Below are 14,345 nucleotides of genomic sequence, written 5' to 3'. Positions count from 1 at the left end.
GCGATGATGAAGCAAGTGGTAGCAGCTAGGAGGGTAGGGATCATCAGAACACCGAACCAGCCGATGTAAAGACGATTCTCTGTGCTGGTGATCCAGCTACAGAAGCGCTCCCATGCACTGCTGCTCTCACGCTGTTGGAGAACTGTAGTCATGTTTGCTAATGATTCCGTAAAGAATTTATCAATGGATAATGAGGTATCCATTTGTAACATTAGCATCAATATTTACTTTTGTAAAGTTTTTTCTCGTTTTTTTATTAATAAAACGTTGAGATAAGCGGGCGAAGGGATCAGACAAAAAGCCTGAAGCCTTTGCCAGGCAAGTTCTTCAAGCTTAATGAGAGCGCCAATCAATTTCATGTACGGTTTTTCATCGTTCGCCCCGATCAAAGCAATGGCACCCTCATGGTTGAGGACTGGAACAACCAAGAGGGTGAGGGAAGCTTAATCCGTTACGATTGCAGTCGGGCGGCAAGACGATCTTGAGAGCGCAGGATTTTTCCGGCCAGCATCGCGGCCCCAAACCCGTTATCAATGTTGACCACACCCACCCCAGTGGCGCAGGAATTAAGCATGGTGAGGAGGGGAGCGATCCCACTCAGATTTGTGCCGTAGCCCACACTGGTGGGAACTGCAATCACAGGACAATCCACCAGCCCCGCGACGACGCTGGCTAAGGCGCCCTCCATGCCCGCCACTACGATTAGGACGTCGGCCTGAGCAATGGCCTCCAGGTTACTGAGCAGTCGATGCAGCCCCGCCACACCAATGTCCCAATATCGCGTCACTTCGCAGCCAGCATAGGTGGCCACGAGGGCCGCTTCCTCGGCGACGGGAATATCGGAGGTCCCAGCACAGACAATCCCAATGTGCCCTGGCAGCACCACCGTTGGCGGCTCACCCAGGGCACACAGTTGTGCTGCTGAAAAGTAGGTACTCTCCGGTAGCTGTAACTTGATCTGTGCGTAGACCTGCGGAGTAATTCGCGTCGCCAGGGCGCAGCAGTGACGCGATCGCAAGGCCTTAAAAATTTCTACAATCTGATCAACGGTTTTTCCAGGCCCCCAAATCACCTCCGGGAATCCAGTGCGCAACGAGCGGTGATGATCGACACGCGCAAATTCCCCGACTGGTTCGTAGTCAAAAAATTTCAGTTGCTCTCCGGCTTGTTCTGGCGTGATCTGCCTAGCAGCAACGGCTCGAAGGATTTGCTGCAACCGTTCGTTTGAATCACCCAATCGTCAAAGGTCCTTATCCAAAGCGTCCCGACACATAGTCTCGAGTATAGTCCTCTTTGGGGTTGGTAAAGATGTTGACCGTGTCATCAAATTCAACCAGATAGCCAATCTTGCCACCTTCTGGGGTGGCTTCGGCGTTAAAGAAGGCCGTACGATCCGAAACCCGCGAGGCCTGCTGCATATTATGGGTCACGATGATAATGGTGTACTGCTCCTTCAGCTCCTGCATCAGCTCCTCAATCTTCAGGGTTGAGATGGGGTCCAGGGCCGAGCAAGGTTCGTCCATGAGAATCACCTCGGGCTCAATGGCAATGGCGCGGGCGATACACAGACGCTGCTGCTGTCCTCCCGAGAGAGATAAACCACTATCCTTCATTTTGTCCTTGACTTCATCCCAAATTGCCGCCTTACGCAACGACTTTTCCACCAGCTCATCCATGTCTCCGACGTAGCCATTAATTCTGGCCCCAAAGGCAATGTTCTCGTAGATGGTCTTTGGAAACGGGTTGGGCTTTTGAAACACCATCCCAATGCGTCGACGCACCTCAACCGGGTCGATACGGCGATCGTAGAGGTTTACCCCATGGAAGGTAATCAGCCCTTCCACCTTTGCACCGCTCACTAGGTCATTCATACGGTTAAAGCATCGTAGAATCGTGCTTTTTCCACAACCCGAGGGACCAATGAAGGCCGTGATTTGGTTGATGGGAATGTCCAGATAAACACCCTTGACCGCAACCTTGGAGTTGTAGGAAACCGAGACATTCTCCGCCTTGAGCACAGCTTTAGACGGGGTTGCAGAGGAGGCGTTGGCTTGGGACATCTGATCTGGAGAATAGGTTTTGTTAGTCTGCATGGGACATTACCAAAAGTTTTTGGGCCAATCGAAGGACTACGCCAGGGGATATCAACTTATACTCGGTCTTTCTGGAATTTATTCCGGAGAAATACAGCTAGGGCGTTCATCATGAGTAGGATGAACATCAGAACAATGATGCCGCCAGCTGCCAGGGTATGAAATTCAGCCTGGGGGCGGGATACCCAGTTATAGATTTGAATGGGTAAGGCCGTGAAGGGGGTTTGAAATCCTTCCAGGGAAAGGGGAGGGAGGAAGGCAATAAAGGTCAAGGCGCCGATGGTGATCAGCGGGGCAGTTTCACCAATGGCTCGGGAGAGCGCCAAAATGCTGCCAGTCAAAATACCGGGGAAGGCCTGGGGGAGCACCAGTTCTCGCACCACTTGCCAGCGCGTGGTGCCCAGGGCAAATCCCCCTTGGCGCAAACTGTCGGACACTGCCCGCAGGGACTCGCGGGTGGCCACGATGATAATGGGCAAAATCAGCAGAGCAAGGGTCATCGCTCCGGCAAGAATGCTGCGACCGGCCGTGATGGGAGCAGCAATGCGCACAAATAATTCTAGCCCCAGCAGTCCGTAAATAATTGAGGGGACGGCTGCCAGATTGCTGATATTAATTTCAACGAAGCGGGTAAACCAATTATCCGTGGCAAACTCTTCCAGATAAATTCCGGCCCCGACCCCGATGGGAAAGGAAATCAAGGCGGTGGTGATCAGAAGCCAGATGCTGCCCACAATGGCGGAAAGAATGCCGGCGCGCTCTGGTCGTCGGGAGGGAAAATTTTGCAGAAAGCCTAGATTAATGGCCCCCAAACCATCGGTAAAGACGTCATACATCAATAAAACGAGGGCAATAATCCCAACCAAGGTGGCCATCACACTGAGGGTCAAAAAGACTCGGTCCAGGGCATACCGACGCTGAAGGGCAATATTAAAATTTTTATTCTCGGCGAAGGTGATGTTCTGGGAGCTACTCTGGGAAGTCATGGGTTTGGGAATATTGACTGGGGAATTTGGGGGAGACTAACAGCCGAAGGGCCGCTTTACTCGTACTTTTGCTGGAAGCGTCGGACAAACCAAAAGCTAAATAAATTCAGCGTTAGGGTCATCAGGAACAGAGTCATGCCCACCGCAAAGATGGTTTTAAACGCTAAGGAGGTGGTGGGCGTATCGCCTAAACTCACCTGGACGATAAAGGCGGTCATGGTGGCGACAGGCACCCGTGGGTCAAAGGTTAAGATGGGGTTTTGGCCCGCCGCGATCGCCACAATCATGGTTTCCCCCACGGCCCGAGAGATGGCCAACACAAAGGAGGCCACGATTCCGGACAGGGCCGCGGGCAAAACAACCCCAACAATGGTTTCTCGCTGGGTTGCCCCCATCGCAAAGGATCCGTTCCGCAGACTTTGGGGAACGGCATAAATCGCATCTTCACTCAAGGAAGCCACGAGGGGAATAATTGCCACTCCCATCACCAGACCGGCGCTCAGAGCGTTGAAGGTTTGCAATCCTGGAATGATATTTTGCAAAATTGGGGTAACAAAGAGTAGGGCAAAGTAGCCATAAACAACGGTGGGAATCCCAGCCAAAATTTCCAAGGTAGGCTTTAGCCAACGCCGTACCCGGGGAGAGGCGTACTCACTGAGGTAAACGGCTGAAAATAATCCCACGGGCAAGGCCACGGCGATGGCAATCAGGGAGGTGATCAAGGTGGCGACCACCAGCACCGAAATTCCAAATTTTGCGTTTGTAAATAGAGGGGTCCATTCAGTTTCCGTTAAGAAGCGAACAATGGGAACCTCTTTGAAAAATTCAATGGTTTCAAAAATCAGGGTAAAAACAATGCCCGCCGTGGTCGCCACAGAAACTGCAGCAAAGAGGCCAAACAGAACTCGAACAACCTTCTCGGACCACACACTCAGCGATCGCTTGGGCTTCCAGAGCTGGGAGGTTTGGGAGGTGGGCAGGGGATTGGATCCGGAAGTCATGGAATTGTGTCTCAAGGAGCAGGGAGATAAAAAAGCAGAGGGCAGGCCGAGCAGGGAACCCATGGAGGATTTCTAAAACTCGCAAAGACTTTAGAAACCTAATAGGGGCAGGAGCTACGCGGGCGGAAGCCGAAAGGTCCACCCGCCAGACCCCTTCATCAGAGACTAGGTTTACCGTGCAGCAACTCTTCTAGAGTTCGCTGGCATAGACCTTGGCGAGGTCCACACCCACCACCGACCCACCGGGGAAGGCAGAGCCCACCTTTTGATCAGCCAGGTGCTTGCTCACCACGCCATAGATTTCCTCGGTGAGCGGAACATAACCAGTCTCCGCCACATACTGTCGATTGTCATTATTCAAGTAAAATTCAACAAAGGATTTCACTTCTGGCTTTTCTAGGGCAGGCTTGCTGACATAGATAAAGATGGGACGGGCTAGGGGTTGATAGGTGGTGTTCACCACGGTGGCTTCGCTAGGTTCAATGCAGCCTTCCCCATCATCTGGTTTTTTGTTGTCAATGGCGACGACGTTAACCTTATCTTTATTCTCTTCATAGTAGGCGTAGCCAAAATAGCCTAGCCCCCCTTTGGATCCTGACACCCCCTGAACCACAACGTTGTCATCTTCGCTGGCGGTGTAATCTCCGCGACTGGCCCCTTCCTCACCATTAACGGCATCGGTGAAATAGTCAAAGGTGCCGGAGTCTGTACCCGGCCCGTACAGCTGAAGGGGTTCATCGGGGAAACTATCGCGGATTTGCTTCCAGGAGGTTACGGTTCCTTGAGCTGCGGGCGCCCACATTTTGCTCAGCTCATCCGTGGTTAAGCACTGAGCCCAATTATTTTCAGGGTTGACGACCACTGAAACGGCATCATAGGCAATGGGCAGCTCAATAAACTCAATGCCCGCATCCGTACAAAGCTTGGCTTCTTCTGCCTTAATCGGACGAGACGCATTGGAAATATCCGTTTCGCCCGCGCAAAACTTTTTAAATCCCCCTCCTGTTCCCGAGACCCCCACAGTAATCCTCACCCCTGAGTTGGCGTTCTGATACTCCTCTGCCATGGCTTCGGTAACGGGGAAAACGGTACTCGAACCATCCACCGCAACTTGCCCAGACAGGCTCGAGTCGGCACCACTATCTGTAGAGTTACTGGCGGTTCCGCCCCCACAGGCGGCAGCTAGACCCCCAACCATCACCGTTAGGGAAGCCAGTGTCGCAACACGCTTAATGGACTGGATAGCGGCCATGAAGTTAACACTCCCAAATGATCTTTTTTCACACACCGAATTCACATTACCCAAAAAATACCGAACCAAAGTAAAAACCAGGTTAAGAATAGGTTGTCTTCTGGGACCTTCCAATCCGTCTCGACGGCTCGAATAGGCTATTTTATTCGCTTAGAGAGAATTTTAATTGGGGAGAATTTATAGTGAATCTGGTGGTCCGTGCACAAGGCTGCTGCAGATTGTGGGGTCGGCAGGTTGAGGATCTTCCCCCATCTAGGGAGGAGTAAAAACTACCGCCTTGTCCAGCCAGACCCTGCACGGATCCGTTCCTTTGATAGGTTGGCAAATTGCTAAAAATTTTGTTCCTGAAGCCCCTGCTCCAGCGCAGTCCCCAGATTACACTGGCCCTGGGATTTGGGGTATTGATGGGCGTCACACCGGCCCATCCCGTGCTGTGGGGAATTGCTTGGTTTGCCTTGGGGCCGCTGTGGTTTTTTGGACTGCAGTCGCCGCCCTTGTGGCGGGCGGCTCTATTGGGATTCTGCTGGGGGGTAGGCTACCACGGTACGGCGCTGTCCTGGATCTGGGGGCTGCATCCCATGACCTGGATGGGGATTCCCTGGGCTGCAAGTCTGGCCATTGCGATAGCGGCTTGGGCGTTCGTAACGGTTTGGGGAGCCTTTATTCCAACGCTATGGCTGGTAACCCTTGCCGCCCTCTCACGCCATCGCGTGCCCCCCCTGCTGCGAATTTGGATGGCCACCAGCCTCTGGTGTCTGCTGGAGTGGCTGTGGACTCAGTCGCCGCTCTGGTGGACCTCACTGTCCTATACGCAAAGTCCGCATAATCTGGCAATTTTGCATTTGGGGCAATTTTCGGGACCGGGTCTCGTGAGTGCGGTGCTGGTGTTGGTGAATGGCTGCTGGGCGGAGGCTTGGATTGCCTGGTCACGGTCCAGGCGTGGCCTGGACAGGATGGGGCTGACACAGACGCCCTGGGTAAGGGGAGCCATGGCGGTTTTGATCCTCAGCCACGGATTGGGGGCTCTGATGCTGGCGCAGCCCTTGAACCCCAGTGCCGAAAACGCACTCAACATTGGAATTGTGCAGGGCAACATCCCCACCAGAATCAAGCTGTTTCCAGCGGGCTTAAGCCAGGCGTTTCGAGACTATCAGCAGGGTTACGAACAGCTGGTGAGTCAGGGTGCAGAGGCGGTACTGCTGCCGGAGGGGGCCTTTCCCACCACCTGGAACCCGCGATCGCCACGCTTTCAATCGTTTCTGGCAACTGTTCACCGGCAAGGGATTCCGGCCTGGGTAGGCACCTTTATGCCCCAGGGCGATTACATTACGCAAAGTCTGGTGACCGTGACCCCTGAGAATTTCCAGTTCAGTCACTATGCCAAGGTTAAGCTCGTGCCCCTGGGGGAGTACCTGCCCTGGGAAGAGACCTTAGGACAGCTGATCGGGCGATTGACCCCCCTAAGCTACCGTATGCTTCCCGGTGCCGATGATCAGCAATTGAATACTCCCTTCGGCAAGGCAATCGTTGCCATTTGCTATGATTCTGCCTTTCCGCAACTGTTTCGCGATCAGGTGGCAAAAGGGGGCGAGTTTATCCTATCCGTGGCGAACAATGATCCCTACAGTCATCGGATGATGCTTCAGCACCATGCCCAGGACGTGATGCGGGCGATTGAGAGCGATCGCTGGCTGGTGCGGGCCACCAATACGGGCTATTCCAGCGTGATTAATCCCCACGGAAAAACCCTATGGCGCTCCCAGCGCAATACCTATCAGACCCACCTGGCCACCCTCTATCGACGTCAAGGGCAAACTCTCTATACCCGCTGGAACAACTGGTTCTTACCGGTTCAGGGACTCACGAGCGGGCTGGGATGGTGGAAATGGCACAGGGAGCGTCGCCCAAAAGATACAGGTTGAGACACCAGCTGTTGAGCCGAGGTCGCCCCCGTGGGAGAAGGCCAGCGATCGCCCAGAGATCAGCAATCCCAACTCAGGGCGAGGGCCTGTTTCTTTCCCCCAACTTCAGCATGATTTCAGCATGTTGCTCCCGCCCAATTGGGTAAAAGTAGGTCAGCACGAGCCCCACGAGTAAGCAGAAGGTGGGAATCGGACCAATGGCAAAGCGAATGGCCGCCAGCGCTGAATCAGGCTGCGTTGGTAAGGGAGCCCCCGCCACGGCCTCAAGGAACCCCGAGGCCTCCAGGGCAATGCCCACCAAAAATAATCCTAAGGCCAAGCCAAATTTTTGCAGCAGCACCATAAAGCCGTAGAAAATTCCCTCTCGCCGCTGACCCGTGCGAAGCTCATCTAAGTCAATGACATCCGGAATCATGGACCAGGGCACCAGATAGGCCGTGGAGACGCCAATTCCTGCCATGATAGCCAGGACATACATCAAGCCCACCTGACCGGGTTGAAGAAAAAACAGTCCAAATTGCGCCACAATCCAAGACCCCATACCCATGAAGTAAACGGCCCGCTTGCCGTATCGTTGACTCAACCGACTCCAAACAAAAAGCATCAGTAAAGCAGTGCCCTGAACCCCAATTAGCACCGGAGGCACGTCCGTCTGTTTGAGCTTCATGCAATCAATGACGAAGTAGGGAATAATGCTAGCGGTCACCTGGACCCCCAACCAGGAACACAAATAAATCCCAATCACGTAAAGGAAGGGGCCATTGCTAAAGGCAATCTTAAACTGGCGCAGGAGGGGCAGAGGGGCAGCGGAGGTGGTTTCAATGCGTCGTTTCTCAAAGGCCAGCGCCCGCTTGCGAGTGCCAAACACACACCAGTAAATGGATAAAACCGAGACTACCGCACAGATGGCCGCAAGAATCAGGTACTGCACATCGCGCTGGGACTCTGGAATGAGCTGAAACACAATCTGGGCCACAATCAACGATAAGATACTGCCCCCAATGGAAAAGGCAAACCGAAAGCTGTTCAGCTGCGTCCGCTCATCAAAGTCCTGGGTCAGTTCTGGGGTCATGGCCGTGTAGGGCAAATTGACCACCGTGTAGAACACCTGGGAGATGGCACCGATAATGACGTAGTAGGTAAACAGCCACCAGCCTTTGGCAGCCCCGTCCAGCCCTTTGAATCCAGGCACAATCCACAGCAAAAAGAAAAACAGACCAAAGGGTAGCGCGCCATAGAACATCCAGGGTAAACGCCGCCCCCAGCGCTTCGAGCTAGTTTTATCCGTCAGCACTCCCACAATGGGATCGTTGACGGCATCCCATATTTTGCTAATTAATAGAATGCTTCCGGCCAGCCCCGCCGGAATACCCGCCACATTTGTAAAAAAAATGAGCTGAAAGAAAATAATGATATTGGCGGTAATCGCCGGTCCCAAATCCCCGGCCCCAAAGGCCAATTTAGTCCAAACACTCAGGGGCCGATCCAGCTCGGGGTGCGGGGGGCGATGACGAGAAGAGTCCATATCTCAAAGTAGCAAAGGCTTGCTCCCCCATCGTATCGGGGGAAAGGCACGCTTTCGCGATTCCTGGGGTTATGTTCACCGCCGAGGGGACTAGGGGCCAAGGGCGGTTCTCCAGGCGGTTCCCTCCGATTGCGGGATTCGGCACCCGCCACGGCCTGCGTTATCGCCCCTGACCCCTGAGGGGTCGATCATTGATCCTCGTTCAGCTGGACCAGTTGATCCAGGTATTGGTCGGTATTGGCGATCGCCCCCGCTTGCAACCGAAATAGTTTTTCGTCTTCCTTCACTAGGAGTTGAATTTCAATGAGCTGCTGGAGGGCCTTGCGCAGACTACTGTGGCTCAAAAACGCCAGGGCCCCCTCCTGCTTCGCCTTGGACAGCAAACACAGAAGCGGCACAAAGGAGAGCGATCCCTTCTCTTCCAGAATATTCTGCACCTGCTCAATGAGGGTTTGCCACTGCTGCCGATCCATGGCTGTGATTGCTTCGGATCGAAACTCGGATTCATCCTGGGGATTTTCCTCCAGCAGGAACAGTTCCTTAAATCCACTATCGGTAGTCTCTAGGCGAATTTTTCCCTCATTCGCCACGTTGGCAATAAAGGCACTGAACTTTGTAAAGGTCCCCTGCTGATTCGGCGTGTAGACGTAGGTAGCCCCATGATACCTGGAATTAATGGTGCGCATTAAGCGTCCAATGGTTTCAATTCTCGTACTTTTTCCCTGCTCAAGGGCCGCCTCAATGGCCTCCAGCAAACAGCCCACGGCATCCTCGTAGGGCATCGGCGCAGCGTCCTGCTCTGGGATCTGCGAGGGCGAAGCTGGGGTATCTAGCTCATGTTCCGTAACCCACAGTTCCTTCACCGAGACAAATTCATCGGCACTGAGCATCAAATGTTCGCTGACCTTGTCTGCGTGACCAATGATCGTGACGGTTTTCCCGAGATCTTTCAGGGCATTGACCAGGGGAATAAAGTCCTTATCCCCGGTCACAATGATAATGTGCTGCAAGCTAGGGTCGCGGTAGACAGCATTGAGGCAGTCCACCGCGAGCTTGACATCTGAGCTATTGGCCTTGCCCATGGACACATAGATGGGTTCAAAGCCCAAACTATAGAGGGCCTTGACCACAACTTCTTCCTTATTCAGGGCGGGGGAGGCCGTGACATTACGTCGCCAGCCTGGACCCAACTGCCGTCCAGACCAGTTGGCGTAGACAATTTTCAGGCGGGGATGCCCCAGCGACTTGGCATAGTCCACCAACAGCTCCGCCAGGGGCGCACTGGTGCCCTGGGTCGGTACGCGCACATTTTCATAGTCCCAGAAAATCGCGATTTGCTGCCGTTCAGGTTCCTGAGGAGCAGGTTGCCCCTCGTCCAAGGGCAGGGGATCCAGGGGACTGGGGGGCAGACCGTCGCGTCCAGAACTGCGGCGATCGCTGACGACCACACCCGTTGCCGTAGAGGCGACGGCGATCGCGCTGGTGTAGGCGGCTTGCTCAAGATTGCGCGTGAGCCCCAGCCCCAAGCCAAAGCTAATCCCCGCCACCACAAGACCCGCCTGCGCTTTTGATCGGTTGAGCATAAAATATCCACAGCATGCTGAACCACCCCTCCTAGAAGAGCTGGGCGCTCTACGCTCAGCGGGTGATTTCGGTCAAGGGTTAGTGACATCCTCCCGACGCTGACCTGAGTACAGGGACAGCGCGGGCTTCCCAAGATCACTCTTGAGATTTTCTGGTTGTTCCCTTGCGGGGTTTCGCCTCTGACCTCGATTGAGTTGCCCCAATTCTCGGCAGACCGACTGCACAGACGCTTTCGATTCCCCCAAGCCCTGGGGTACTAATGAGGGCTAGCCCTCGATTGCGAAGGACTTGACCAATCGCGACATCTCTATCTGTTGTGTATCCACACTCAGGACAACGATACATCCTCTTGCTCAACTCTTTCTTGACCATTGCGCCACACTCAGGGCAAATTCGGGACGTGCCCCGAGCATCAACCACCCTGAAAAACTTGTCGCGCTTCCAGCACACGTACTGGAGAATGCTTCGGAATTGCCCGAATCCACCATCAAGCATCTGCTTGCCCAGAAAGCCCTTTGCCATGACGCGAAAATCTAGGTCTTCCATGAAGACCATATCTCCAGCATCGCAAAGGGCGTGAGCTTGCTTGAAGTGAAAGTCTTTTCGAGTGTTCTCAATGGTGTGATGCATCCGAGCCACCTTGAGGCGTTGCTTCTCGTAATTCCTCGACCGCTTTTGTTTTCTACTCAGCCTGCGTTGCAGCAATTTCAGCTTGCTTGGCATCTGCTTAAAGAACTTGGGCGGCTTGACCAGCACACCGTCACTCGTTGCGAGAAACTTCGCCAGTCCTACATCCACCCCAATGGGATGACCATGGGGGAGGGGATCAGGAACATTGACATCCCATTGAATGTTGAGCAATGCATACCATCTATCGGCTTTCTTAAGAATGCGAACCTGTTTCACTACACAGTCATCAGGAATCGGGCGATGCAGATTAATTGGAATCAGTTCCATTTTCGGCAGCTTCAAATACGCTGCCGTAATGGGATTGTCCTTGAACTGTGGAAACAACAGCGATTTGAATTGCCCGTACTTTTTGAATCGGGGGAATCCAAATCCACGACCTTGAAACCCTTCCCAAGCCTTGTGCAGTTGTTTGATGGCTTGCTGCAACACCTGAGACGGAGCCTCACCCAATCTGGGAAAGGCCTGCTTAGCCTGTGGCAGGGCATTCAACTGTTGCACTTCACTGGGAAATTTCCAGTCAGCAGGCAAGATGTATTCCTGCTCAATCGAGCATCGGTCAATCCTACACTTCCGGCTGTGGCACCAGTCCTTGATCTCTCGCAACGCATAGTTATAGGCCTTGCGACAAGTTTCCATCCACTCAAACAAGGTTGCTTGCTGAACGGCAGAAGGATAGATGCGGTAGCGGTAGTTCATGGTCAACATGAATCCATCATACCATTTTTACTGGGACTCAATACTCTAGTAAATGCTTGCGTCATCCCCATCGAGGGGAATCAACAAGCAGCCAGACTCCATCTATCCCAACGCGCATCCGAAGCGAATAGATCGCGGACCTTCTGTTCTCGCACCCTTAGGCGATCAAAAGAGATCTTAGACAAGAGATCTTAGACCTCAATTGTCTCTATTCCACCACATCCATTTGCCGAATCCGCCATTGTCCCTGGTTCAGCACTAGCCGATAATCCACTTTGTAGGCATCGGTTTTCGTATCGGTTGGGGTGGAATTCCCCTGCAGGTAACTTGAGCGCAACTCTTTAACCGAGGCGCGCACAAGGGCCTCAGTCGGACTGGGAGTCGACACAGACTCAATGTTTAATCCCTGCAGGGTGAAGGTGGTGTAGGTGCCCTCAGCCTTAGAGGCATTGGCACTGTTGCGCCAGTCAGACAGCAGGGGATCTACCAAGATCTGGCTAAGCGGTCCAGTTTGATAGGATTTTCCGAGGGCATCCGCTTTAATGGCTTGCCAATCCTGAATAATTTTTTTGGCTGCTTCCTGCGTCAAGGGAGTGCCTGGAGAGACCGATGCCCCTGGGGTAGGGGTTGGCGTCGCTGCAGGCGTGGGTTCAGCGGTATCAGGGACAGGAGAAGCCGTCGGGGGCGGTCCATCGTTGCTGCCATCGGAGGAGGCCCTATTCCCCATGCGCCCAAGGGCCAAGGCTCCCCAGACCACCCCGATCCCCAAGAACAGCGCTAAGCCCCAGCGCCAGATCTTTTGCCGCCCAGAGGCTGGGCGGGGGGGCGGTCTGCGGTCTGATTTTTTTAAAGGCGCACGCTTCGAACGCTTCGGCTTTTTAGCCTGACTTGGTGGGCGCGGGGAAGGCGGAGGGGACTCCACCCTGACCTCTGGTGGGAGAACGGTCGCAGCCTCAGTGGGGGACGGGGAGGTCCAGTCAAAGTCCGATGGCACAAAACCTAAATCAGAGGAGGATTCTGGATGGACGGGGGCTGGCCCTGGCTCTGCCGCCCCTTCCTGCTGAGGTACATCTACGGACTGCAGGGGTTCCGACTCAGCTTTGACCGGATTAACGGCTTGGTCGCTGAACCAGCTTTCCCATTGTTGTTCTCCCTCTGCATTGGCCCAGCTAGACTGCGGATTGGGTAATTCAGGCTCTAGCTTCGCCAGGGCCTCCTGAATGGACTCATCGTTAAAGTAATCCTTCAGCGACACCGTTTCTGTGGCCAGATCCCGATAGTAAGGGTAAACCTCCTGCTGTAGCCACTGCTCCGTATAGAGATAAAGACCCGGAATCAGGTCGGGGGCGCCTTCCGAGGTTTGATAAATATACGAAAGCGCTTCTTCATCGCTGCTTTTCTGAACGAAGGTGATGGCGGCATCGGGCTGCCCGAGCAGGAGCGAGCACATGCCCAGCTCTAGATTCAAATCTTGCCGATCCACCAGGGAGCGGAGCAGTCCCTTAGCCTGACTAATGAACTGAGGCTGCTGTTCGGAAACCCCGCGAGCAACGTGGGTAAAGGCACTCAGGTAGGTGGCCACCGAGGAGGGACGGTCAGATTCTGCGTTAAACAGCTTAAACTGTTCATCCACCGTCAGCGCGTCTCGAATTTGCTGCATGAACATTAAAAAGTCGTTCACGCCTAGCCCCGATTGGTCATCTCCGGTGCCGTCCAGTCCACCGCGCTCATCCAGCATGTCTTGAAGCAGGCTCAGCCCCTCCACACGCTTGGGATCATCCAGGGGCAGCGCCAGCAGCTCCAGCACCCGATAGGGCCGGAGCTTGCTGAGATCACCGGCGATTTCAGACTGAATGTCAAAAAACTTATTTTCATCGGTGAGGAGCTTGAGGCCTGACTGCAGAGATTGCCCGGCGGCTTCACATTCTTCCCGTTGCCACTGTTCCCGCCCTAACTCCAGATAGGCCAGGGCCACAGCCAGAACCACATCATCATCTGCAGGAATGGTATGGTCCGGCATCTGCCGCAGGTCAATGGGGCGATTGAGATGTTCGCGCCCCAGCCGCAGCACTGCATCAAACTCCCCAAACTCCAGCAGAAAAATGAGCCCCCCAGCAAGATGCTTAGGGTCAAGTTCAATCCCCGGTTCATGGACCGAGGACTCTAGCGCTTCCTCTGCTTCTGGCGTGGCAAACAGAGCTGCGAAGGAATCCGGTGCCTCAGCGGGCAGAGACTGGTCGTAATCCTGGCGACGCTGGGGATTAGAGAGGATGGCAAAAGCGGACTGGAGGATTTTTTTGCGCGAGGCGATCGCTGCGTTAGAATATTGCTGCCGCGGAAGCTGCTGCACGCGATCCTCAAAGGCCTGCTGGAGCTGGTCAGGGGTGGCATCAAACGATACCCCTAGGATTTGGTAGTAGTCTAAAGGAATACGCACAGTTATTGGCACAGTTGTTGTCCTTGGCAACAAGGGGTTCGATGTTGACATGGAAAGAGCAGCTAACCAGATCCATGGGCGCGAAAATAGTTGGGACTATCATAACCTGCCCCCTGATCAACGTATACTCTAAAAATTAGACCGGCGTCGACCTCTGGA

The 14,345-nt window shown here is 54.0% G+C and carries 11 protein-coding genes and 1 pseudogene; 1 reads left to right on the top strand and 11 read right to left on the bottom strand.

Annotated elements, in window-relative coordinates; translation table 11 throughout:
* The 7 genes and pseudogenes from QQ91_RS16260 to QQ91_RS16230 form a co-directional block, all read right to left on the bottom strand.
* Positions 1–152 (bottom strand): annotated as a pseudogene (locus tag QQ91_RS16260) (photosystem II q(b) protein); the annotation flags it as partial.
* A gap of 72 nt (positions 153–224) precedes the next feature.
* Complete coding sequence (locus tag QQ91_RS16255; RefSeq protein WP_166276259.1) at positions 225–428, bottom strand: hypothetical protein; 204 nt, start codon at positions 426–428, stop codon at positions 225–227.
* A gap of 23 nt (positions 429–451) precedes the next feature.
* On the bottom strand, positions 452–1,237 hold the full coding sequence (larB, locus tag QQ91_RS16250; protein ID WP_166276256.1) for a nickel pincer cofactor biosynthesis protein LarB: 786 nt from the start codon (positions 1,235–1,237) through the stop codon (positions 452–454).
* Positions 1,238–1,250: 13 nt separating this feature from the next.
* Positions 1,251–2,060 carry a phosphate ABC transporter ATP-binding protein PstB gene (gene pstB, locus QQ91_RS16245; RefSeq protein WP_166276307.1) on the bottom strand — a complete coding sequence of 270 codons (810 nt, stop codon included), beginning with the start codon at positions 2,058–2,060 and terminating at the stop codon, positions 1,251–1,253.
* An 89-nt stretch (positions 2,061–2,149) separates the two neighbouring features.
* The gene (gene pstA, locus QQ91_RS16240; RefSeq protein ID WP_166276253.1) at positions 2,150–3,079 is read right to left on the bottom strand and encodes a phosphate ABC transporter permease PstA; all 930 of its coding nucleotides are present in this window, start codon (positions 3,077–3,079) and stop codon (positions 2,150–2,152) included.
* Positions 3,080–3,135: 56 nt separating this feature from the next.
* A complete protein-coding gene (gene pstC, locus QQ91_RS16235; protein WP_201277146.1) occupies positions 3,136–4,080 on the bottom strand; it encodes a phosphate ABC transporter permease subunit PstC in 945 nt (314 codons plus the stop codon).
* Positions 4,081–4,270: 190 nt separating this feature from the next.
* Positions 4,271–5,332: a PstS family phosphate ABC transporter substrate-binding protein gene (locus QQ91_RS16230; protein WP_166276250.1), complete on the bottom strand. Its 1,062-nt coding sequence runs from the start codon at positions 5,330–5,332 to the stop codon at positions 4,271–4,273.
* 326 nt (positions 5,333–5,658) lie between these two features.
* On the opposite strand from QQ91_RS16230, the gene lnt reads away from it, so the two are divergent.
* Positions 5,659–7,254 carry an apolipoprotein N-acyltransferase gene (gene lnt / locus QQ91_RS16225; protein ID WP_236095921.1) on the top strand — a complete coding sequence of 532 codons (1,596 nt, stop codon included), beginning with the start codon at positions 5,659–5,661 and terminating at the stop codon, positions 7,252–7,254.
* A gap of 73 nt (positions 7,255–7,327) precedes the next feature.
* Here lnt and QQ91_RS16220 read toward each other — a convergent pair whose 3' ends face one another.
* The 4 genes from QQ91_RS16220 to QQ91_RS16205 all read right to left on the bottom strand — a co-directional run bounded on the left by QQ91_RS16220 (position 7,328) and on the right by QQ91_RS16205 (position 14,186).
* Positions 7,328–8,779, bottom strand: coding sequence for an MFS transporter (locus tag QQ91_RS16220; RefSeq protein ID WP_166276247.1), 1,452 nt, complete (start codon positions 8,777–8,779; stop codon positions 7,328–7,330).
* Positions 8,780–8,967: 188 nt separating this feature from the next.
* Positions 8,968–10,362 (bottom strand): NYN domain-containing protein, encoded by a 1,395-nt coding sequence (locus QQ91_RS16215; protein WP_166276244.1) that lies wholly within the window; start codon positions 10,360–10,362, stop codon positions 8,968–8,970.
* A 136-nt stretch (positions 10,363–10,498) separates the two neighbouring features.
* Complete coding sequence (locus QQ91_RS16210; RefSeq protein WP_349306873.1) at positions 10,499–11,749, bottom strand: RNA-guided endonuclease InsQ/TnpB family protein; 1,251 nt, start codon at positions 11,747–11,749, stop codon at positions 10,499–10,501.
* Positions 11,750–11,957: 208 nt separating this feature from the next.
* Positions 11,958–14,186, bottom strand: a complete 2,229-nt coding sequence (locus QQ91_RS16205; protein ID WP_166276238.1) for an IMS domain-containing protein — start codon at positions 14,184–14,186, stop codon at positions 11,958–11,960.
* Between the last annotated feature and the right edge of the window lie 159 nt (positions 14,187–14,345).

The organism is Lyngbya confervoides BDU141951 (assembly GCF_000817775.3).
Lineage (GTDB): Bacteria > Cyanobacteriota > Cyanobacteriia > Thermosynechococcales > Thermosynechococcaceae > Lyngbya > Lyngbya confervoides.
This window is presented reverse-complemented; position numbering and strand designations above follow the sequence as displayed.

Coding starts and splice junctions, on each gene's coding strand:
- pstB (WP_166276307.1), bottom strand. CDS start 2,060: ATGTCCCAAGCCAACGCCTCCTCTGCAACCCCGTCTAAAGCTGTGCTC.
- pstC (WP_201277146.1), bottom strand. CDS start 4,080: ATGACTTCCGGATCCAATCCCCTGCCCACCTCCCAAACCTCCCAGCTC.
- QQ91_RS16220 (WP_166276247.1), bottom strand. CDS start 8,779: ATGGACTCTTCTCGTCATCGCCCCCCGCACCCCGAGCTGGATCGGCCC.
- pstA (WP_166276253.1), bottom strand. CDS start 3,079: ATGACTTCCCAGAGTAGCTCCCAGAACATCACCTTCGCCGAGAATAAA.
- QQ91_RS16215 (WP_166276244.1), bottom strand. CDS start 10,362: ATGCTCAACCGATCAAAAGCGCAGGCGGGTCTTGTGGTGGCGGGGATT.
- QQ91_RS16210 (WP_349306873.1), bottom strand. CDS start 11,749: ATGAACTACCGCTACCGCATCTATCCTTCTGCCGTTCAGCAAGCAACC.
- QQ91_RS16230 (WP_166276250.1), bottom strand. CDS start 5,332: ATGGCCGCTATCCAGTCCATTAAGCGTGTTGCGACACTGGCTTCCCTA.